Raw genomic sequence first — 19217 nt, 5'->3', positions numbered from 1 at the left:
GTTTTCCCGTAATGGAGGTTTGGGCCATGGTCGCAGCCTTTTGGTTTCGGGCCATGCCTGAAAGCGACTTACTGTGAGCGATAGGCTCTCGCGGCGTCGCGGTCTTTTTCTTCTTGCCAGGCGCGTTCGCGTTCGTCCCAGTGACGCTCCCGATAATCGTTGCGGTCCTGGTTTTCCAGCATGGCCTGGCACTGGCGAAAGCCGTCGCTCCAGCCCTCGGCGTATTGCGGGTCCTTGAGGTAGCGCGGCACATTCTTGCGAAATTCGCCGTTGATCGCCCCGGCGGCCTGGCGACCGCTGGCGCAGCCATCATCGAAGCCGTCGGCGAAGGCCGGTGGATAACCTTGCTTGAGCAACTGCTCGTGGGTCGTCTCACAACCGGTCATCAACGCCAGCAACGCTGCCACTACCGCATACCGCCACATCTCTGACTCCCACGCCGCTGAACGGCTGATAGAGAAAGTCTAGAAGGGGATTCGTCAGTGGTCTGTGAAAGCGCGGCAAGAATGCTACCGGGCGTCAGTAGTGGTACCACTTCAGTTCCAGCATCACCTCGTTTTCCGCCGTGGCCAGGTGGCTGAACTCGCGCTGGGCGCTCAGGCGCAGGCCCAGGTTGCGCGACAGCTCCCATTGCTGGTTGAGGCTCAGGCTGCGGCGCACCTCGCCATTGGTGAAGTAATCGCCCTTGGCTTCGACGCTGAAGTTGCCCAACGGATTTTTCCACAGCAGGCCGGTGTTGAAGCCGGCCGCCGGGGTGATGAAACCGGCGAAATCGGCGTTGTGCTCGACGCGCACGGTGCCCAGGGCGAAGCCGAGCATGTTCTCGGTGAGCTGCCAGGTGCCGCCACCGCCACCGTTGACATGGCTGACCAGGGTTTCATCGTCGTGTTTGCCCGGCACCCGCTCCAGGCCGCCGGTGACCTGCCAGGACCAGGGTTGCAGCAGTTCGTTACGCGGCGTCAGCGAACGAATGGTCGCCAGGTCCAGTTGCTGCAGCTGCCAGTGGTTGCCTTCGTACTGGCGCAGTTTCATTTGCAGGATTTCGATCTGTGCGCCCAAGGGGAAACCTTCGGCGTTGTCATTGAGGTCGTGATAGGCCATGCGCAGCCCGTATTCGCCAAAGGCCTGGTCGCCGCGGGTGCCCACGCCGACCTGCCAGGTGCGCGATTCATGGCCGTCTTCCGGCAGGCCAGGGCGCTCGATGGACAGTTCGGGCGGCGGGTTGCGGTTGATCGCCCGCAACAGCTCGAAACTGCGCTGCGCCCGTTGCGGATCGCGCTCCTGGCCGTTGGCCCGGTAGCGCTCAAGGCGATAGGCCGCATCGATGATCAACGCCTGGCGGTCCCGTGGCAGGGCCTTGAAGGCGGGCTCCTGCAACTGTTGCTGGTCGGCGCTGACCTTCAGCACCCATTGCTGTTCGTCGCTGCTCAGCGGCTTGGCGCGCTCGAGCAGCTCACGTTCGCGGGACGGGCGGTACTCGATCTTCTCCACCAGGCCGGCTTCCTTCACCGCCTTGACGGTGTCGGTAGGAATCGCCGTCAACGGGAATTGCCCGGTCAGGCGCAGGCTCGGACGGGCTACTTGCAGCAGCTCGAGCAAGCGGTAGGAGCAGTTCTCGTCGAAGAAGAAGTAGTCGAACTTGATCTGCTTCAGTTCCCAGACGTGCTCGACCATGCGTTCGGTTTCGGCCTGGGTCAGGTTCAGCCGGTATTCCCACAGGTCGCGGTTTTCCAGGCTGCGGTATTCCGAGAGCTTTTCCTGGTAGGGCACCAGGGCGAACAGGCCGGGATAGCCACCCATCAGGCCTTTCCAGGCATAGAGAATGCTGTTGTCCGAGCCTTCGATGTAGGCGCCGAAGTTGATCGCGTAGCTGAGCAGGGCGGTGTGGTTGCTTTGTACGTCGGCCTGGTCGATGCGCAGCAGGGTATGGCCGAACATCGACGACGGGCTGTTCAGGTAAGCCGCCGGGAAAATCATCACCGTGCTGTGGGGCGAGACGTCCTTGAACCACTGGTTGAACTCATTGCAGTCCACCGCCGGCAGATCGCTCAGGCGCAGCTGGGCCTTGAGCCAGCGGGTGCGGGCGGGGTACACGCATTGAGCATGCTGGTTGCCGCTGCCGGCGGGGGCGTAGAGCGCGTCAAGGGTGGCCTTGAGTTCGGCGTCGGGGTGTTCGGCGCCGTCTTTGGCGAGGAAAAATTTCGGGTCGCTGACATAACTGCGCCAGCCACCGAGCTTGGCGGTTTCGTAGTGGCCAAGGGAAATCCAGAACGGATCGCTGGCCAGTTGCTGCAAACGTGAGTGGTCGATTTGTGGCGCGGCGGACAGCGGGGCGCAGACACAGAGCGCCAGGGAGGCAAGGCGTTTGAGCATGGTGGGCAACTTGAGTCGGAAAAAACAAAGACCCGGGAGGGGTCATGTCCGAAAAACAAAAGCCCGCTCCTCGAAAAGAGCGGGCGGGTCGAGATTAAGCCGGGGTGGCGTACTTGGCCAGGCGTGCATCGCTTTTCAGCACGGCCAGGGTGTTGGTGTGCACATCTTCCGCGGTCACGTCGGCTTTGCTGAAGATCTGCTGGAAGTGCTCGTGGGTGACTGCGGCGAAGTGCGCGCGGTCTTCAGGAGCGACGCCCAGGACCACGGCGTAGGTGGTCAGCGCTTCGCCTTCACCTTTGGCCATGTCTTCGGAGAGCTCGTTCATCATGCCATTCATGGCAAACCAGGATTTGCCGCCGTAAGTCAGCGCGCTGTTGGTCGAGCAGCCGTTGGTGCCGGAAGTCATACCGAAGGTCGCGTTACCGGAGGTGCCGTTGGTGGTAGAGGCCAGGAAGTGAGCCGGAGTGCCGCGCTGTCCTTCGAACAGCAGGTTGCCCCACCCACAATCCGGACCGCCTGGCGCTTGGGCCATTGCATTGATGGAAACAGCGGTGAAGAGAGTACCGAGAAGAATCCGTTTCATAGCTTTGTTCTCTTTGTGTGCAAACCAATGGACAAGGGTTCTGGCCCATGTCGGCGCCAGTGGGCCGGTTATTAGTCCAGCCGCGCAGCTTGGAGTTTAGGCAGATTCCAAGGGTTCCGTGTTTTTTTGCATGACATTCCTTGAAATAGACGGTTTTTATGCTGTCTGCGTGGGACCAGGGATCTGTCCGCGCTTTCGCTGCGTCGCGCCTTGCCAGCCGCTGTACCCGGCGCCAGAATGCCCCATCTGCCCCGCCTGATGTAAGGAAGCCCGATGCCTGATCCTGTTGCTGCCAGCTTGCGTCTAGCGCCCGAAGCGCTGACCCGTCCGTTTTCCGCTGAACAGTTCAGCTTCTCGACCACCAATGATTTGGAGCCCTTTCGCGGTGTGCTTGGCCAGGAACGTGCGGTCGAAGCCTTGCAGTTCGGTGTGGCCATGCCACGCCCCGGTTACAACGTCTTTGTCATGGGCGAGCCCGGCACTGGCCGCTTCTCTTTCGTCAAACGCTACCTGAAGGCTGAAGGCAAACGTCTGCAGACCCCGTCCGACTGGGTCTACGTCAACAATTTCGATGAGCCGCGCGAGCCTCGCGCGCTGGAGCTGCCTTCGGGGGCCGCGGGTGCGTTCATCAGTGACATCAACGGCCTGATCGACAATCTGCTGGCGACCTTTCCGGCGGTCTTCGAGCATCCGTCCTATCAACAGAAGAAAAGCGCCATCGACCGCGCGTTCAACCAGCGTTACGACCGTGCCCTCGACGTTATCGAGCGCCTGGCGCTGGAGAAGGACGTCGCGCTGTACCGCGACAGCAGCAATATCGCCTTCACCCCGATGCTCGACGGCAAGGCGCTGGACGAGGCCGAGTTCGCGCAATTGCCCGAAGCCGATCGCGAACGTTTCCACGAGGACATTTCCGCCCTGGAAGAGCGCCTCAACGAAGAACTGGCGAGCCTGCCGCAGTGGAAGCGCGAGTCGAGCAACCAGCTGCGTCACCTCAACGAAGAAACCATCACCCTGGCCTTGCAGCCGCTGCTGGCGCCGCTGTCCGAGAAGTACGCGGAAAACGCCGGTGTGTGTGGCTACCTGCAAGCCATGCAGGTGTACCTGCTCAAGACCGTGGTCGAGCAACTGGTGGACGACAGCAAGACCGACGCCGTGGCCCGCAAGCTGCTGGAAGAACAGTACGGCCCGAGCCTGGTGGTCGGCCACCCGGCCAGTGGCGGCGCGCCGGTGGTGTTCGAGCCGCACCCGACCTACGACAACCTGTTTGGCCGCATCGAATACAGCACCGATCAGGGCGCGCTCTACACCACTTACCGGCAGTTGCGTCCGGGTGCCCTGCATCGGGCCAATGGCGGTTTCCTGATTCTCGAAGCCGAGAAGATGCTCAGCGAACCCTTTGTCTGGGATGCTCTCAAGCGGGCCCTGCAATCGCGCAAGCTGAAGATGGAGTCGCCGCTGGGCGAACTGGGGCGCCTGGCCACCGTGACCCTGACCCCGCAACACATCCCGTTGCAGGTCAAGGTCGTGATCATCGGTGCCCGCCAGCTGTACTACACGCTGCAGGACCTGGATCCGGACTTCCAGGAAATGTTCCGCGTGCTGGTGGATTTCGACGAAGACATCCCGATGGTGGACGAGAGCCTCGAACAGTTCGCCCAGCTGCTGAAGACCCGCACTTCCGAAGAAGGCATGGCACCGCTGACCGCGGACGCGGTGGCGCGCCTGGCGACCTACAGCGCCCGGCTGGCGGAGCACCAGGGGCGCTTGTCGGCGCGTATTGGCGATCTGTTCCAGCTGGTCAGCGAGGCGGACTTCATCCGTCACCTGGCCTCGGACGAGATGACTGATGCCGGGCACATCGAACGGGCACTCAAAGCCAAGGCCACACGCACCGGGCGGGTCTCGGCGCGGATTCTCGATGACATGCTGGCGGGGATCATCCTGATCGACACCGATGGCGCTGCGGTAGGCAAGTGCAACGGACTGACCGTGCTGGAAGTAGGCGACTCGGCCTTTGGCGTGCCGGCGCGGATTTCCGCCACGGTCTATCCGGGAGGCAGCGGTATCGTCGACATCGAGCGCGAGGTCAATCTCGGCCAGCCGATTCACTCCAAGGGCGTGATGATCCTCACCGGCTACCTGGGCAGTCGTTACGCCCAGGAATTCCCCCTGGCGATCTCGGCGAGCATCGCGCTGGAGCAATCCTACGGTTATGTCGATGGCGACAGTGCGTCGCTGGGCGAGGCGTGCACGCTGATCTCGGCCTTGTCGAAAACCCCGCTCAAGCAATGCTTTGCCATTACCGGATCGATCAACCAGTTCGGCGAAGTGCAGGCGGTTGGCGGGGTCAACGAGAAGATCGAAGGCTTCTTCCGCCTCTGCGAAGCTCGGGGCCTGACGGGCGAGCAAGGTGCGATCATTCCTCACGCCAACGTCGCCACCCTGATGCTCGATGAGAAGGTGCTGGCGGCGGTCCGCGCCGGGCAATTCCACGTGTATGCCGTGCGCCAGGCTGACGAGGCCCTGAGCCTGCTGGTCGGCGAGCCCGCGGGCGAGCCGGATGCGGATGGCCAGTTCCCGGAAGGCAGCGTCAACGCGCGGGTGGTGGAGCGCCTGCGGGTCATCGCTGAAATGGTCAGCGAGGAGGACCTCAAGGAAGCGGAAAAAGAGCAGGCGCAAGAAGCATTGGCGCAAACCAAGCCGGCATGAGCCTTGCCGCGACGAGGGCTCGGCCTTCGTCGCGGCGCCGGTCCGCTGGCGTCAACTTTCGCGAATAGACCATTCGGCGCCTGTTCAGCCGGTCAACTTTGCTTCTCAGGCTTTTCTTCCTATTCTCAGGCAAGGAGAACGACAGTCGTCACTGGATCGAAACAGTCTTCACATGAGGGCTGAATACCGGATCTACCGAGGGTCGCCGCCATGTCGCGCAACCTCTGCCTTACCCGCCAGTGTCTTGGCCTGGTCACCCGTATCGAATGCAGTATCCGCCCGCTGGCGGGAGATAACGGAATGTGGACCCTACTGTTCGCGGCCGGAATGGCCGGCGAGCAACCTTCGGCCATCAAGGCCCAGGGACCTTTCTGCGGTCCCAGCGTGGCCGAATCCATCCTTGATTCCATCGTCGAAAGCCTGACCACCCATGGTTATGAGCTGGCCGACGATCCGCAGATCTGGTGCCTGCACCTTCAGGCGCAACTACGGCAGATCAATGGCGAACGCTGCCGTCATTGACGCAATCTCCCGTTAATCCCTACCGCTGAGTCCTACTCGGCGGGTGGTGGGTTCTCCAGCTTGTCGAGCTTGACCTCAAAGCCATATTCGACGGTGTTGAGTTCGCTGCGCTGGTAGGTTTCCAGCTCGGTGGGCTGTCCATAGAAGTAATGCACGTCGAACAAGGCCGGGCCGTTTGCCGGCGCCTCATGGCTGACCGCAAGAATCTCCTTCAGGTACTGACCGCTGGCGTCCTTGGCATAGAAACGCCAGGCCTCGGACGGGAACAGGCGCTGGTCGACGATCAGCGCATTGCCCCGCAGCTCCAGGCCTTTGGGCAGCTGGCTGACGGGCAGGGCTTTCTTCTCGATGCTGGCCAGGAACAGCGGGATCGAACCGACGGCGTAAGCCGGGGTTTCCGGGAACAGAGTCAGGTCGTAAGTGATCGAGCTGCGCATCGGATCGACCTCGACTGCCTCCGATGGCAGTTCGATGGGCTCACCGCGTTTGCCGTTTTCGTTCTGGGTGAAGAAGGTCACGGGGCTGTCGCCGGTGGAGAAGGACGTGCCCAGCAACTCGTCATTGAAGGTTCTCGGGTGGTCGAACTCGATCCGCGCCGCGCTGGCGTCCTCGGTGGATTGATGAACGACCACGCTTTTCTTCAAGGTTTCTTGGTCGAGGTTGGCGCCCTTGAGGTAGTTCGGAGCCTGATCGTCATACACCACTACCGGCATGGGCAGGGGCTGGATCTTGCTGTCGGTGGTCAGAGGGTCGAAGCGCCGCACCGGCAGATTGAGGTCTTTGCGGGTGATGGTGGCTCCAGAGAAATCCAGCACATTGACTTCGAGCTTGTCGATCAGGCCGTTGAAATACACCTTGGTGTAATGGCTGTGCTGTTCGCGCTCGAAGGCTTTGCGCTCATTTTCAAGCTGCTGCTCGAACGCTTGGCTCCAGGCCTTCTGCTTCTGCATTTCGCTGAGCTGTTTGGTGTAGAAGGCGATCTGTTGGCTGTTTTCGTTGATCGACCCGGAGCGCGAAAGGATCTGCCCGGTAGTATCCCGTGCCTGCACCAGCAATGGGTTGAGCGGCGTCTCGCTGAGTTCGGGCGACAGTGGGGCGCTGTTGGTCAACTCGATTTCGGCGCTGTTCTTGTCCAGGGACAACAGTTTCACGCTGACATTCTTGTCGCTGCGTTGCTTGCCGATATCGGCCTTGCCCAGTTCGAAGGTGAGGACCTGGTGTGGCGCGATCACTTCGGCCTTGCCTTGCAGCGTCACGGGTTGGGGCTGGTTCTTGTTTTCGACTTCCAGGCCTTCGATGAACGGGTAGGTCACCGTCAGGTCATCCGGGTTGGTCAGGTTGGAACTGGACGGGCTCAACTGGATGCCGGGATCGGTTTCCGACCATTCGGGCTGGAAGGCGATGACCTTGCCGTTGCTCAGGGTCACGGACTGCCATTCCAGGCCGTGGGGGAAGGGGAATTGCGCCGGCATGTTGAAGCTGAAGGGAAACACCGGCTGCAGGTCGGTCAGGTAGTCGGAGTTGGAGGTCTTGCGCAGTACGAACAGGCCGTTGAGGTAGGTGTCGACCAGTGCCTGCGGGCTGGGGTAGTGCTTGAGCAGGGCCAGGGCGTCATCGCCGTATTCGGTCTCGATGGGCTTGTTCTGGAGCCGCAGTTGCGCGCGTTCGAGCAGTAACAGCGAACCGCCCAGGTCAGCGATGGCGTCCTTGAGCTTGGGGTCCTGGATAGCATCCAGGGATTGTTCGAACTGTGCGGTTTTCTGTTCCAGGCTGACTTGCTGCTTCTCGTCGCTGGGCGAGCAGCCGCTGCTGAGCAGTACCGCGATACACAGGCCGGTACCCGCCAAAGGCAATCGCAAATCCATTCTCCAGGCTTCCTGTCCGATGTCATTGAGCTGTTCACGTGCTTGCGACACTAGCAGAAAACGCTTTGACAGACGCGCAGGTAATGGATTTCGTTGCGGTTTATGGGCTTTTGGGCGGCTGATATACTCGCCGCCGTTTTCAGACCTGTGTGAGATTCAATGGAACGTTTTATCGAGAATGCAATGTACGCCTCGCGCTGGCTGCTGGCGCCGATCTACTTTGGTCTGTCGTTGGGGCTGCTGGCCCTGGCCCTGAAGTTCTTCCAGGAAGTCTTCCACGTCATTCCCAACGTGTTCACCATGGCCGAGTCCGATCTGATCCTGGTGCTGCTGTCGTTGATCGACATGGCGCTGGTGGGTGGCCTGTTGGTGATGGTGATGATCTCCGGCTACGAGAACTTCGTGTCTCAGCTGGACATTGACGAGGACAAGGAAAAGCTCAACTGGCTGGGCAAGATGGACTCCTCCTCGCTGAAGATGAAGGTGGCCGCGTCCATCGTGGCGATCTCCTCGATCCATCTGCTGCGGGTATTCATGGATGCGAAGAACATCGAGCCGCAGTACCTGATGTGGTACGTGATCATCCACATGACCTTCGTGATTTCGGCCTTCGCCATGGGCTACCTGGACAAGCTGACCAAGCACTGATCACCTGATCACCGCTGTAGCCGCGCCGCCCGGCCGTTGTGAAACGGACGGGCGGTGTCGTTTGTGGCTTGTGCTTTTACGGGCCGAGGCATATCCCTGTAAGGGTCAAGGGCTTGAACTGCGCGAGGTGCACTCATGAACCTGCACGAGTTGAATGCTTATGCCGTCGCCGGAAAAATCGACGAGCTGAACCTGATCTCCCTCGAAGGCGGCATCTATCTGCTCGAGGCGCGGATGCATGGGGCGGCCTATCCGTTGAGCGACGCCCACGGTCAGATGTTGCATCTGCGTTCGGTGGAGCATGCCCGGGAAGTGCTGCACGCCTTTCCCAAGCTGCCCTTCAACCTGATCCATGCCTCAGTGCATGACGAGATGTGTGGCCTCTCGGCCGGTACCGATGACAGCCTGCGGGTGCCCCTCGCCGTCCGCTCGGCCTGACAGGCGGGACGCACGTTCATCATCGCCATGGCATCTGTGCTAGTCTGCTCGCCCTTTTGGTTCCGGGCGTCCCGGGATGCGCTGTGTACGCACGGCGGATTTCCGAGCCGTCCGCACAGCGGAGCAGTGTCATGTCCGAAGTAAATCTGTCCACCGACGAAACCCGCGTCAGCTACGGTATCGGCCGTCAGCTGGGCGACCAGCTGCGTGACAACCCGCCACCGGGCGTGAGCCTGGACGCCATCCTGGCTGGCCTGACCGACGCGTTCGCCGGCAAGCCTAGCCGTGTAGGCCAGGAAGAAATGTCCGCCAGCTTCAAGGTGATCCGCGAAATCATGCAGGCCGAAGCCGCTGCCAAGGCTGAAGCCGCTGCTGGCGCGGGCCTGGCTTTCCTGGCTGAAAACGCCAAGCGTGAAGGCATCACCACTCTGGCCTCCGGCCTGCAGTTCGAAGTGCTGACCCAGGGCGAAGGCGCCAAGCCATCCCGTGAAGACAGCGTGCGTACCCACTACCACGGCACCCTGATCGACGGCACTGTGTTCGACAGTTCCTACGAGCGCGGCCAGCCTGCGGAATTCCCGGTCGGCGGCGTGATCGCTGGCTGGACCGAGGCGCTGCAACTGATGAATGCCGGTAGCAAATGGCGTCTGTACGTGCCGAGCGAGCTGGCTTACGGCGCGCAAGGTGTTGGCAGCATCCCGCCGCACAGCGTTCTGGTGTTTGACGTCGAGCTGCTCGACGTTCTGTAAGCCTCAGTTGCCGGGTTGAGCTTGCTCGCGATCCATACGCCGTGTTTGCGGTGTACGAATCGCGAGAAGGCTTGCCTTGGCAGAGGGGTCAGGTGGGGTCATAGACGTATTTTTGCGCTCAGGCCTTGCCCTTCCGCTGTTCCAGCAGGGCGCAAGGCCCGCGCATAGCAGAACAGAAACAGGTTGCGCACCAGTTCCTTGAGCACCACCGGCTCGCTGGAACTCAGGCCGTTGAGGTCCAGGTCGCCCTGATCCTGCAGCTCGTTCAAGGCTTCTTCTTCCAGTACCGCACAGACTTCCCCGGTTTCCCGATGCAGGATTCTCAGGTAAGGGTGTGGGCGGTCCAGCCATGCGTCGATCAAATAAGTCATGAGTCTCATCTCCTTGATGGATTTCAATGAGAATAATTCTTATTCAATGAATAGCAAGTACCTATTGGCGGTTTCTGCTTTTTTCTGTGTGGAAATTGTTGTGGGTCAAAAGGGCTGGCCTTTTGATATATAGCGGGAAATGAGGGGGAGTCTGGCGGGAGTGGGAAGGGCTTCACCCCGTGCCTGGCACGGGGCGATAGCCGGAATATCAGACCTTGCGGACGAACTCGGACTTGAGCTTCATCGGGCCGATACCGTCGATCTTGCAGTCGATATCGTGGTCGCCATCGCACAGGCGGATGTTCTTGACCTTGGTGCCGACCTTGACCACCAGCGAGGTGCCCTTGACCTTGAGGTCCTTGATCACGGTGATGGTGTCGCCGTCTTGCAGGACGTTACCGACCGAGTCCTTTTTCACGGTTTCATCGGATGCGGCCTCGGCTTCGCCATTGGCGGACCATTCGTGGGCGCATTCCGGGCAGACCAGTTGGGCGCCGTCTTCATAGGTGTATTCGGAATTGCATTTCGGGCAGGGTGGCAACGTGCTCACTAAGACTCCTCGGATTCAGGAAGGCTAAAAAAGCGCACATTATATAGGGTTTTGCCCGGGGAAGGGGGATCGCGGGGGATCGAGGGGAAAGCATCATGAGCAAGCCCGCTCCTGCGCAGGGCAGGAGCGGGCTTGTGTGCAATCGGATCTTAGTGGGTGCGGGCTACGGCGAATTCGCTCAGTTCCACCAGCGCGTCGCGGTATTCGCTCGGCGGCAGGGCTTCCAGGCAGGCAATGGCGCGAGCGACATAGTCGCGGGCCAGTTGCGCGGTGTAGTCCAGGGAGCCGGAGGCTTCCACGGCTGCACGGATGCTTTCCAGGTCTTCGATACCGCCTTTCTGGATCGCCTGGCGCACCAGGGCAGCCTGTTCCGGCGTGCCTTCGCGCATGGTGTAGATCAGCGGCAGGGTCGGCTTGCCTTCGGCCAGGTCGTCGCCGACGTTCTTGCCCAGGGTTTCCGCGTCACCACGGTAGTCGAGCAGGTCGTCCACCAGTTGGAAGGCCACGCCCAGGTGATCGCCGAAGGTGCGCAGGGCTTCGCTCTGCTCTTCGGTGGCGCCGGCCAGGGCGGCGGCGCTGTGGGTCGAGGCCTCGAAGAGCATCGCGGTCTTGCCGCGGATGACTTCCATGTAGGTTTCTTCGGTGGTGCTGGCATCACGGACTTTCGACAGCTGCAGCACTTCACCTTCGGCGATGATGCGGGTGGCCTGCGAAAGGATCTTCATCACCGGCATCGAGCCCAGCTCGACCATCATCTCGAAGGAGCGCGAGTACAGGAAGTCGCCCACCAGCACACTCGGGGCGTTGCCCCACATGGCGTTGGCGGTCGAGCGGCCGCGGCGCATGCCGGACATGTCGACCACGTCGTCATGCAGCAGGGTGGCGGTGTGCAGGAATTCGATGGTGGCGGCCAGCAGGCGCAGGTCGTCGCCTTCGCGACCCAGGGCCTTGCCACACAGCAGCACCAATAAAGGACGCAGGCGTTTACCCCCGGCCGAGGTAATGTAGTCGCCGATTTTCGATACCAGCGGCACTCGGGAGGTCAGCTGCTTCTTGATGATGCCGTCGACGGCGCTAAAATCGTCCGCCACCGCGCGGTAGAAAGCTTGGGGTTGCATCAGCGACAGGTGCTCCAGAAGGGTTGCGCGGCATGCTAGGACCCACGTCCGGGGCTGTCAAGGCGCGATGGACGGCCCCTTGCATCGCCAAGACAGCTTGCGTACAATCGCGCACCCTGAACTTCCTGGGCAGCACCTGCCTTACGCAATTGCACTTGGGCCGTTCCAGCCCCATGCAGCCATGCCAGCCAATACCTCTTCTTATAAAGAGCTGGGTGAGCAGGATTATCGGAGAAATACCATGTACGCAGTAATCGTTACCGGCGGTAAGCAATACAAGGTCGCTGAAGGTGAATACCTGAAGATCGAAAAACTGGAAATCGCCACTGGCGAATCCGTGACTTTTGACCGCGTTCTGTTGGTTGCCAATGGCGACGACGTGAACATCGGCGCACCTGTTGTTGCTGGCGCAACCGTCAAGGCTGAAGTGATCTCCCAAGGTCGTCACGATAAAGTCCGCATCATCAAGTTCCGTCGCCGTAAGCACCACATGAAGCGTATGGGCCACCGCCAGTGGTTCACCGAGATCAAAATCACCGGTATTCAGGCTTAATTTCAGCCTAATTCCTCACTAGGAGAATTGAACTCATGGCACACAAAAAAGCTGGTGGTAGTACCCGTAACGGTCGCGACTCAGAAGCCAAACGCCTTGGCGTGAAGATGTATGGCGGCCAGGTCATCAAGGCCGGCAACATCATCGTGCGTCAGCGCGGCACCCAATTCCACGCTGGCTACGGCGTTGGCATGGGTAAGGATCACACCCTCTTCGCGAAAATCGAAGGCGTGATCAAGTTTGAAGTAAAAGGCGCCTTCGGTCGTCGTTACGTGAGCGTCGTCGCAGCTTAATTGCGCGATCGCTGGAAAAGCCCTGTCTCGCGACGGGGCTTTTTCGTTTGTGGGGTGAGTCTCTTGCAAAACTGTTTGTATGGGCTGCCAGCGCTGGATGTTACGGCCGTTGATCGGGGTCGCTGCGCTCATTTTTGCAAGAGTCTTATGTCTTAGTGTTTTTCGGCTCGCCCGTGCGGCGAGAGGCGTTTTGTTATGAAGTTCGTTGATGAAGTTTCGATCCGAGTAAAAGCTGGCGACGGCGGCAATGGCTGCATGAGTTTCCGTCGGGAAAAGTTCATCGAAAACGGTGGTCCGAACGGTGGTGATGGTGGTGATGGCGGCTCGATCTACATGATCGCCGACGAAAACCTCAATACCCTGGTGGACTACCGCTACACCCGTCATTTCGATGCCGAGCGCGGCTCCAATGGCGGCAGTACCGATTGCACTGGCAAGAAGGGTGAGGATCTCGAGCTGCGCGTACCGGTCGGCACCACGGTGATCGACGCCGGGACCCAGGAAGTGATCGGTGACCTGACCAAGGCCGGCCAGCGTTTGCTGGTGGTGCAGGGCGGTTGGCACGGTCTGGGTAACACCCGTTTCAAATCCAGTACCAACCGTGCGCCACGCCAGACCACGCCGGGCAAGCCGGGTGAGCAGCGTGACCTCAAGCTGGAGTTGAAAGTGCTGGCGGACGTTGGTCTGCTGGGCTTGCCGAACGCCGGTAAGAGCACCTTCATTCGTTCGGTGTCCGCGGCCAAGCCGAAAGTGGCCGACTATCCGTTCACGACCCTGGTGCCGAACCTGGGCGTGGTCAGTGTCGACCGCTGGAAGAGCTTCGTGATCGCCGACATTCCGGGTCTGATCGAAGGCGCTTCGGATGGTGCGGGCCTGGGTATCCGTTTCCTCAAGCACCTGGCGCGTACTCGTCTGCTGTTGCACCTCGTGGACATGGCGCCACTGGATGAAAGCAGTCCGGCCGATGCGGCGGAAGTGATCGTCAACGAGCTGACCAAGTTCAGCCCGTCCCTGGCTGAGCGTGATCGCTGGCTGGTGCTGAACAAATGCGACCAGATCCTCGAGGAGGAGCATGAAGCGCGGGTCAAGGAGATCGTCGATCGCCTGGAGTGGACCGGTCCGGTGTACGTGATCTCGGCTATTTCCAAAGACGGTACCGAGCGCCTGAGTCGCGACATCATGCGGTATCTGGAGGATCGTGCCGATCGTCTGGCGGCTGACCCGGCTTATGCCGACGAATTGGCCGAGCTCGATCAGCGTATCGAGGACGAGGCGCGTGCCCAGCTGCAGGCTCTGGACGACCAGCGTGCCCTGCGCCGCAGCGGCGTGAAGAGCGTGCACGACATCGGCGACGATGATTGGGATGAGGAGGATGTGGATGACGAAGATGGTCCGGAAATCATTTACGTCCGCGACTGATTCGTTGCAGTAAACTACAAGCGCCGCTCACTGAGCGGCGTTTTAGTATCCGGGAAACGTAGCCACGAATAACTTTATGGGCGCGCTCGGTCGCGTGGCTCTCAAGCTAAGGTTGAAGAAGATGCGGAGTAAGGTGACAGGTGCGCAGCGCTGGGTCGTGAAGATCGGCAGTGCGCTGCTGACGGCGGACGGCAAAGGGCTGGATCGCGCGGCAATGGGTGTCTGGGTCGAGCAGATGGTGGCCTTGCATGAGGCTGGCGTCGAGCTGGTATTGGTTTCCTCCGGCGCGGTCGCGGCCGGCATGAGCCGCCTGGGCTGGACCGCACGACCGAGTGCGATGCATGAGCTGCAGGCGGCCGCGGCCATTGGCCAGATGGGCCTGGTGCAGGCCTGGGAGTCGAGCTTTGCCGAGCACGGCCTGCACACTGCGCAGATTCTGCTGACCCATGACGACCTGTCCGACCGCAAGCGTTACCTCAATGCCCGCAGCACCTTGCGTGCGCTGGTCGAGCTGAAGGTGATTCCGGTCATCAATGAAAACGACACCGTGGTTACCGATGAGATCCGCTTCGGCGACAACGACACCCTGGCGGCCCTGGTGGCCAATCTGGTTGAGGCTGATCTGCTGGTGATTCTTACGGATCGCGACGGCATGTTCGATGCGGACCCCCGTAATAATCCTAATGCCCAGCTGATTTATGAGGCGCGTGCCGACGATCCGGCGCTGGACGCAGTGGCGGGCGGCACGGGTGGCGCGCTGGGGCGTGGCGGTATGCAGACCAAGCTGCGCGCGGCGCGTCTGGCGGCCCGTTCCGGGGCGCACACCATCATTGTCGGTGGGCGTCTGGAGCGTGTGCTGGATCGCCTCAAGGCGGGTGAGCGCCTGGGTACCTTGCTGTCGCCTGAGCGCGGCATGCTGGCGGCGCGCAAGCAATGGCTGGCTGGGCACCTGCAAACCCGAGGCACCCTGGTGTTGGATGATGGTGCGGTGTCGGCCTTGTCCCAGGGCAACAAAAGCTTGCTGCCGGTGGGGGTCAAGCTGGTTCAGGGCAGCTTCCGTCGTGGCGAGATGGTGGTATGCGTGGCGCCGGACGGGCGTGAAATCGCCCGCGGCCTGGCCAACTACAGCGCTCTGGAGGCGCAAAAAATCATCGGTCAGTCCTCTGATGCGATTGTCGGTTTGTTGGGGTACATGGCTGAGCCCGAGCTGGTTCACCGTGACAACCTGATTCTGGTCTAAGGAAAAACCAATGCGTGTAGCAAAAGGGTTGTTGGGATTGCTGTTGGCGATGCCGCTGCTGGCCTGCGCTGAAGAAATCGGCCAGGTGTCGACGGTGTTCAAGTTTGTCGGGCCTAATGACCGCATTGTGGTCGAGGCCTTCGACGATCCGAAGGTGGAGGGCGTGACCTGCTACCTGTCGCGCGCCAAGACCGGTGGTGTGAAGGGTGGGTTGGGTCTGGCGGAGGATCGCGCCGAAGCCTCCATTGCCTGTCGTCAGGTCGGCCCGATCAGCTTCAAGGGCGAACTCAAGGATGGCGACGAGGTGTTCAAGGAGCGCACTTCGCTGGTGTTCAAGACCATGCAGGTGGTGCGTTTCCTCGACAAGAAGCGCAATACCCTGGTGTACCTGGTCTATAGCGATCGGTTGATCGAGGGCAGCCCGCAGAATGCGGTGACGGCGATCCCGATCCTGCCTTGGGCGCAAACCCCGTAACGGCCTTCGGGGCTGGCTCCTGCAGTGGTTATTGCCTGTAGGGGCTGGCGGTCGATGTTCGGTTGCTGGCGATGGCGGTTTGGTGGTCAAGGCAGCAAATCGCAGGCAATAAAAAACCGACCCTGAGGTCGGTTTTTTAACAAGCGTGTCGCTTAGGCTGCAGCAGCAAGGTTCAGAGCCTTGATGTGGCCATTCAGACGACCTTTATGGCGAGCAGCTTTGTTCTTGTGGATGATGCCTTTATCGGCCATGCGGTCGATAACTGGCACGGCCAGAACATAAGCAGCTTGCGCTTTTTCAGCGTCTTTTGCGTCGATGGCTTTAACTACATTCTTGATGTAGGTACGAACCATGGAACGCAGGCTGGCGTTGTGGCTGCGACGCTTCTCAGCCTGTTTTGCACGTTTTTTGGCGGAAGGTGAGTTGGCCACCGTCGAGCTCCTCGAAAGACTTTTTGGGAAATAGCAAACAAAATAGGCCGCGAATCATGCCGATGAGTTGAAGTCTTGTCAAGGGCAGGTGATGCGTTCCGCTGAGTGGTTGGATCTGAAGAGGCGGGATATTTATTTCCGGCGCTTGACCTGTAAACTCGCGAGCTTTGGCTCTGTGCTGTTGCGGCGCGGAGTATCGCACAAGTGGGCGCATTGTTCGCCTGCTGTTTATCTACAGGCAAAAAACCTTTCCATGAACCTGCTCAAGTCGTTGGCCGCTGTCAGCTCTATCACCATGCTTTCCCGGGTTCTGGGGTTCGTGCGCGATACCATCATTGCGCGCACATTCGGCGCCGGAATGGCGACGGACGCCTTTTTCATCGCCTTCAAGCTGCCCAACCTGCTGCGCCGCATCTTCGCCGAGGGCGCCTTTTCCCAGGCCTTTGTGCCGATCCTGGCGGAATACAAAAGCCAGCAGGGTGAGGAGGCGACCCGTACCTTTATTGCCTATGTGTCCGGCCTGCTGACCCTGGTACTGGCGCTGGTGACGGCGCTGGGGATCATCGCCGCGCCCTGGGTGATCTGGGCGACGGCGCCAGGTTTTGTCGACACCCCGGAAAAATTCACGCTGACCACCGATCTGTTGCGCGTGACCTTTCCTTATATATTGCTGATCTCGTTGTCCTCCCTGGCGGGGGCGATCCTCAATACCTGGAACCGCTTTTCGGTCCCGGCGTTCGTGCCGACGTTGCTGAACGTCGCCATGATCGTGTTCTCGGTATTCCTGACGCCTTATTTCGATCCGCCGGTCATGGCCCTGGGCTGGGCGGTTCTGGCGGGTGGCCTGGCGCAGTTGCTGTATCAGCTGCCGCACCTGAAAAAGATCGGCATGCTCGTGCTACCGCGCCTGAATCTGCGCGACACCGGGGTCTGGCGGGTGCTGAAGCAGATGCTGCCGGCCATTCTCGGGGTTTCGGTGAGCCAGATCTCGCTGATCATCAACACCATCTTCGCCTCGTTCCTGGTGGCCGGCTCGGTGTCCTGGATGTATTACGCCGATCGCCTGATGGAGCTGCCTTCAGGGGTTCTGGGGGTGGCGCTGGGCACGATCCTGCTGCCGACGCTGGCCAAGACTTACGCCAACAAGGATCGGCATGAATATTCGCGGATTCTCGATTGGGGCCTGCGCCTGTGCTTCATGCTGGTGCTGCCTTGCGCGCTGGCCCTGGGGATTCTGGCGGAGCCATTGACGGTGTCACTGTTCCAGTACGGCCAGTTCAGCGCTTTCGATGCCTCGATGACCCAGCGTGCGCTGGTCGCGTATTCGGTCGGTTTGCTCGCGATCATTGTGATCAAGGTGCTGGCGCCGGGTTTCTATGCCCAGCAAAACATCCGTACCCCGGTGAAAATCGCGATTTTCACGCTGATCGTCACGCAGCTGCTGAACCTGGCGTTCATCGGCCCGTTGAAACATGCGGGCCTGGCGCTGGCGATCAGCGCCGGGGCCTGTATCAACGCGGGTTTGCTGTTCTATCAGCTGCGCAAGCAGCAGATGTTCTTGCCGCAGCCTGGCTGGGGCAAGTTTGCGATCAAGCTGGTCGTTGCGGTGAGCGTGATGTCGGCGGTGTTGTTGGGGCTGATGCAGTTCATGCCGGCCTGGGATCAGGGGAATATGCTTGCACGCTTCCTGCGTCTGGGTGTGCTGGTGGTGGCGGGCGTGGTGGCCTATTTCGGCATGCTGGCGTTGTTCGGCTTCCGTCTGCGCGACTTCAATCGCAAGGCGTTGCACTGAGGTCCTGAGGCACTTGGACGCCGGCGAGGCAGTGGTTTTGTCGGTTCGATCACTTTGGCGCGTGCTGTTGCCTGTCACCGGCCGTCGGGTGTGGTTATAATCGACCACTTTATGAGCAAGAAGCGCGTTATGCAGCTGGTCCGAGGCCTCCACAACCTGCGCCCCCAGCATCGGGGCTGTGTCGCCACTATTGGCAACTTCGACGGTGTTCACCGTGGCCACCAGGCTATCCTGGGCCGGTTGCGTGAGCGTGCGCTTGAGTTGGGCGTGCCCAGCTGCGTGGTGATATTCGAGCCGCAGCCGCGCGAGTTCTTCGCTCCGGATACCGCCCCGGCCCGCCTGGCACGCTTGCGCGACAAGCTGCAGCTGCTGGCCGAAGAGGGCGTCGACCGGGTCCTGTGCCTGGCGTTCAACCAGCGCTTGAGCAAGCTCAGCGCCAGTGAGTTCGTCGAGACCATCCTGGTCGACGGCCTGGGTGTACAGCACCTGGAAGTCGGCGATGACTTTCGTTTTGGCTGCGACCGGGTCGGTGACTTCGATTTCCTGCAAAAGGCCGGTATCACCCACGGGTTTACCGTCGAGGCCGCGCAGACCGTCGAACTGGATGGCCTGCGTGTCAGCAGCACCCAGGTCCGCAATGCACTGGCGGCTGCCGACTTCGTATTGGCCGAGCGTCTGCTCGGTCGCCCGTTCCGCATCGCCGGGCGGGTCCTGCACGGGCAGAAGCTGGCGCGCCAGTTGGGTACGCCAACTATCAATGTGCAGCTCAAGCGCCGTCGCGTACCGTTGTCCGGGGTGTACCTGGTCGATGTCGACATCGACGGCAAGACCTGGCCGGGCGTCGCCAATATCGGTGTGCGGCCGACGGTAGCAGGTGATGGCAAGGCCCACCTGGAAGTCCATCTTTTAGATTTTGCCGGCGATCTGTATGACCGGCGTTTGACGGTGGTTTTCCACCACAAGCTGCGTGAAGAGCAGCGTTTCGCCTCTCTGGAGGCGCTGAAGACGGCGATCAACGCGGATGTCGCCGCCGCCCGTGCCGAAGTTGCACGTATCCATAGCGCCAATCGCTAATGAAGAGCCTT

Annotated in this window: 20 protein-coding genes; 12 read left to right on the top strand and 8 right to left on the bottom strand. The window is 60.7% G+C overall.

What is annotated here, in order from left to right; genetic code table 11:
• Positions 1-68: 68 nt before the first annotated feature.
• From BMY68_RS28285 to BMY68_RS28275, 3 genes are all read right to left on the bottom strand, one after another.
• Positions 69-425: a hypothetical protein gene (locus BMY68_RS28285; RefSeq protein WP_009045718.1), complete on the bottom strand. Its 357-nt coding sequence runs from the start codon at positions 423-425 to the stop codon at positions 69-71.
• Between the two features lie 94 nt (positions 426-519).
• Complete coding sequence (locus BMY68_RS28280) at positions 520-2373, bottom strand: DUF7840 domain-containing protein (protein WP_085534611.1); 1854 nt, start codon at positions 2371-2373, stop codon at positions 520-522.
• A gap of 94 nt (positions 2374-2467) precedes the next feature.
• Positions 2468-2956: a DUF3015 domain-containing protein gene (locus tag BMY68_RS28275; RefSeq protein ID WP_007924760.1), complete on the bottom strand. Its 489-nt coding sequence runs from the start codon at positions 2954-2956 to the stop codon at positions 2468-2470.
• A 273-nt stretch (positions 2957-3229) separates the two neighbouring features.
• On the opposite strand from BMY68_RS28275, the gene BMY68_RS28270 reads away from it, so the two are divergent.
• Entirely contained in the window at positions 3230-5668 is a 2439-nt protein-coding gene (locus tag BMY68_RS28270) for a Lon protease family protein (protein ID WP_007924759.1), read from the top strand.
• Between the two features lie 210 nt (positions 5669-5878).
• Positions 5879-6190 carry a PA4575 family protein gene (locus tag BMY68_RS28265; RefSeq protein ID WP_007924756.1) on the top strand — a complete coding sequence of 104 codons (312 nt, stop codon included), beginning with the start codon at positions 5879-5881 and terminating at the stop codon, positions 6188-6190.
• A 32-nt stretch (positions 6191-6222) separates the two neighbouring features.
• On the opposite strand, the gene BMY68_RS28260 is transcribed toward BMY68_RS28265, so the two are convergent.
• Entirely contained in the window at positions 6223-8055 is a 1833-nt protein-coding gene (locus BMY68_RS28260; protein ID WP_085534613.1) for a hypothetical protein, read from the bottom strand.
• A 159-nt stretch (positions 8056-8214) separates the two neighbouring features.
• Between BMY68_RS28260 and BMY68_RS28255 the strand changes: the two genes are divergently transcribed.
• The 3 genes from BMY68_RS28255 to BMY68_RS28245 all read left to right on the top strand — a co-directional run bounded on the left by BMY68_RS28255 (position 8215) and on the right by BMY68_RS28245 (position 9890).
• Complete coding sequence (locus BMY68_RS28255; RefSeq protein WP_062824539.1) at positions 8215-8703, top strand: TIGR00645 family protein; 489 nt, start codon at positions 8215-8217, stop codon at positions 8701-8703.
• A gap of 135 nt (positions 8704-8838) precedes the next feature.
• Positions 8839-9141, top strand: coding sequence for a DUF6482 family protein (locus tag BMY68_RS28250; protein WP_009045713.1), 303 nt, complete (start codon positions 8839-8841; stop codon positions 9139-9141).
• Positions 9142-9272: 131 nt separating this feature from the next.
• Positions 9273-9890: a BamJ family beta-barrel-assembly machinery protein gene (locus BMY68_RS28245; RefSeq protein WP_007924751.1), complete on the top strand. Its 618-nt coding sequence runs from the start codon at positions 9273-9275 to the stop codon at positions 9888-9890.
• A 98-nt stretch (positions 9891-9988) separates the two neighbouring features.
• Here the strand turns inward: BMY68_RS28245 and BMY68_RS28240 are convergent, their stop codons facing one another.
• The 3 genes from BMY68_RS28240 to BMY68_RS28230 form a co-directional block, all read right to left on the bottom strand.
• Positions 9989-10261, bottom strand: coding sequence for a PA4570 family protein (locus tag BMY68_RS28240; RefSeq protein WP_009045712.1), 273 nt, complete (start codon positions 10259-10261; stop codon positions 9989-9991).
• Positions 10262-10469: 208 nt separating this feature from the next.
• Positions 10470-10811 (bottom strand): zinc ribbon domain-containing protein YjdM, encoded by a 342-nt coding sequence (locus BMY68_RS28235; protein WP_007924748.1) that lies wholly within the window; start codon positions 10809-10811, stop codon positions 10470-10472.
• A gap of 149 nt (positions 10812-10960) precedes the next feature.
• Positions 10961-11929: a polyprenyl synthetase family protein gene (locus BMY68_RS28230; protein WP_009045711.1), complete on the bottom strand. Its 969-nt coding sequence runs from the start codon at positions 11927-11929 to the stop codon at positions 10961-10963.
• A gap of 241 nt (positions 11930-12170) precedes the next feature.
• Between BMY68_RS28230 and rplU the strand changes: the two genes are divergently transcribed.
• The 5 genes from rplU to BMY68_RS28205 all read left to right on the top strand — a co-directional run bounded on the left by rplU (position 12171) and on the right by BMY68_RS28205 (position 15909).
• Positions 12171-12482, top strand: a complete 312-nt coding sequence (gene rplU, locus BMY68_RS28225) for a 50S ribosomal protein L21 (protein WP_007924746.1) — start codon at positions 12171-12173, stop codon at positions 12480-12482.
• A 35-nt stretch (positions 12483-12517) separates the two neighbouring features.
• Complete coding sequence (rpmA, locus tag BMY68_RS28220; protein ID WP_003228360.1) at positions 12518-12775, top strand: 50S ribosomal protein L27; 258 nt, start codon at positions 12518-12520, stop codon at positions 12773-12775.
• Between the two features lie 195 nt (positions 12776-12970).
• Complete coding sequence (gene cgtA / locus BMY68_RS28215) at positions 12971-14194, top strand: Obg family GTPase CgtA (protein ID WP_007924745.1); 1224 nt, start codon at positions 12971-12973, stop codon at positions 14192-14194.
• Positions 14195-14315: 121 nt separating this feature from the next.
• On the top strand, positions 14316-15434 hold the full coding sequence (proB, locus tag BMY68_RS28210; RefSeq protein WP_085534615.1) for a glutamate 5-kinase: 1119 nt from the start codon (positions 14316-14318) through the stop codon (positions 15432-15434).
• A 10-nt stretch (positions 15435-15444) separates the two neighbouring features.
• Positions 15445-15909 (top strand): CreA family protein, encoded by a 465-nt coding sequence (locus tag BMY68_RS28205; RefSeq protein WP_062824544.1) that lies wholly within the window; start codon positions 15445-15447, stop codon positions 15907-15909.
• 152 nt (positions 15910-16061) lie between these two features.
• Here BMY68_RS28205 and rpsT read toward each other — a convergent pair whose 3' ends face one another.
• Positions 16062-16340, bottom strand: a complete 279-nt coding sequence (gene rpsT, locus BMY68_RS28200) for a 30S ribosomal protein S20 (protein ID WP_007924739.1) — start codon at positions 16338-16340, stop codon at positions 16062-16064.
• Positions 16341-16593: 253 nt separating this feature from the next.
• On the opposite strand from rpsT, the gene murJ reads away from it, so the two are divergent.
• Together murJ and ribF are read left to right on the top strand one after the other, a co-directional pair.
• Positions 16594-18132 (top strand): murein biosynthesis integral membrane protein MurJ, encoded by a 1539-nt coding sequence (gene murJ / locus BMY68_RS28190; RefSeq protein ID WP_062824545.1) that lies wholly within the window; start codon positions 16594-16596, stop codon positions 18130-18132.
• 129 nt (positions 18133-18261) lie between these two features.
• Entirely contained in the window at positions 18262-19206 is a 945-nt protein-coding gene (gene ribF, locus BMY68_RS28185) for a bifunctional riboflavin kinase/FAD synthetase (RefSeq protein WP_007924736.1), read from the top strand.
• Positions 19207-19217: the final 11 nt, after the last annotated feature.

This window comes from Pseudomonas sp. NFACC41-3 (assembly GCF_900109505.1).
GTDB lineage: Bacteria > Pseudomonadota > Gammaproteobacteria > Pseudomonadales > Pseudomonadaceae > Aquipseudomonas > Aquipseudomonas chlororaphis.
This window is presented reverse-complemented; position numbering and strand designations above follow the sequence as displayed.

Excerpts from the sequence above, each read along its gene's own strand:
- BMY68_RS28285 (WP_009045718.1), bottom strand. The coding sequence starts at position 425 with ATGTGGCGGTATGCGGTAGTGGCAGCGTTGCTGGCGTTGATGACCGGT.
- BMY68_RS28280 (WP_085534611.1), bottom strand. The coding sequence starts at position 2,373 with ATGCTCAAACGCCTTGCCTCCCTGGCGCTCTGTGTCTGCGCCCCGCTG.
- BMY68_RS28275 (WP_007924760.1), bottom strand. The coding sequence starts at position 2,956 with ATGAAACGGATTCTTCTCGGTACTCTCTTCACCGCTGTTTCCATCAAT.
- BMY68_RS28270 (WP_007924759.1), top strand. The coding sequence starts at position 3,230 with ATGCCTGATCCTGTTGCTGCCAGCTTGCGTCTAGCGCCCGAAGCGCTG.
- BMY68_RS28265 (WP_007924756.1), top strand. The coding sequence starts at position 5,879 with ATGTCGCGCAACCTCTGCCTTACCCGCCAGTGTCTTGGCCTGGTCACC.
- BMY68_RS28260 (WP_085534613.1), bottom strand. The coding sequence starts at position 8,055 with ATGGATTTGCGATTGCCTTTGGCGGGTACCGGCCTGTGTATCGCGGTA.
- BMY68_RS28255 (WP_062824539.1), top strand. The coding sequence starts at position 8,215 with ATGGAACGTTTTATCGAGAATGCAATGTACGCCTCGCGCTGGCTGCTG.
- BMY68_RS28250 (WP_009045713.1), top strand. The coding sequence starts at position 8,839 with ATGAACCTGCACGAGTTGAATGCTTATGCCGTCGCCGGAAAAATCGAC.
- BMY68_RS28245 (WP_007924751.1), top strand. The coding sequence starts at position 9,273 with ATGTCCGAAGTAAATCTGTCCACCGACGAAACCCGCGTCAGCTACGGT.
- BMY68_RS28240 (WP_009045712.1), bottom strand. The coding sequence starts at position 10,261 with ATGACTTATTTGATCGACGCATGGCTGGACCGCCCACACCCTTACCTG.
- BMY68_RS28230 (WP_009045711.1), bottom strand. The coding sequence starts at position 11,929 with ATGCAACCCCAAGCTTTCTACCGCGCGGTGGCGGACGATTTTAGCGCC.
- rplU (WP_007924746.1), top strand. The coding sequence starts at position 12,171 with ATGTACGCAGTAATCGTTACCGGCGGTAAGCAATACAAGGTCGCTGAA.
- rpmA (WP_003228360.1), top strand. The coding sequence starts at position 12,518 with ATGGCACACAAAAAAGCTGGTGGTAGTACCCGTAACGGTCGCGACTCA.
- cgtA (WP_007924745.1), top strand. The coding sequence starts at position 12,971 with ATGAAGTTCGTTGATGAAGTTTCGATCCGAGTAAAAGCTGGCGACGGC.
- proB (WP_085534615.1), top strand. The coding sequence starts at position 14,316 with ATGCGGAGTAAGGTGACAGGTGCGCAGCGCTGGGTCGTGAAGATCGGC.
- BMY68_RS28205 (WP_062824544.1), top strand. The coding sequence starts at position 15,445 with ATGCGTGTAGCAAAAGGGTTGTTGGGATTGCTGTTGGCGATGCCGCTG.
- murJ (WP_062824545.1), top strand. The coding sequence starts at position 16,594 with ATGAACCTGCTCAAGTCGTTGGCCGCTGTCAGCTCTATCACCATGCTT.
- ribF (WP_007924736.1), top strand. The coding sequence starts at position 18,262 with ATGCAGCTGGTCCGAGGCCTCCACAACCTGCGCCCCCAGCATCGGGGC.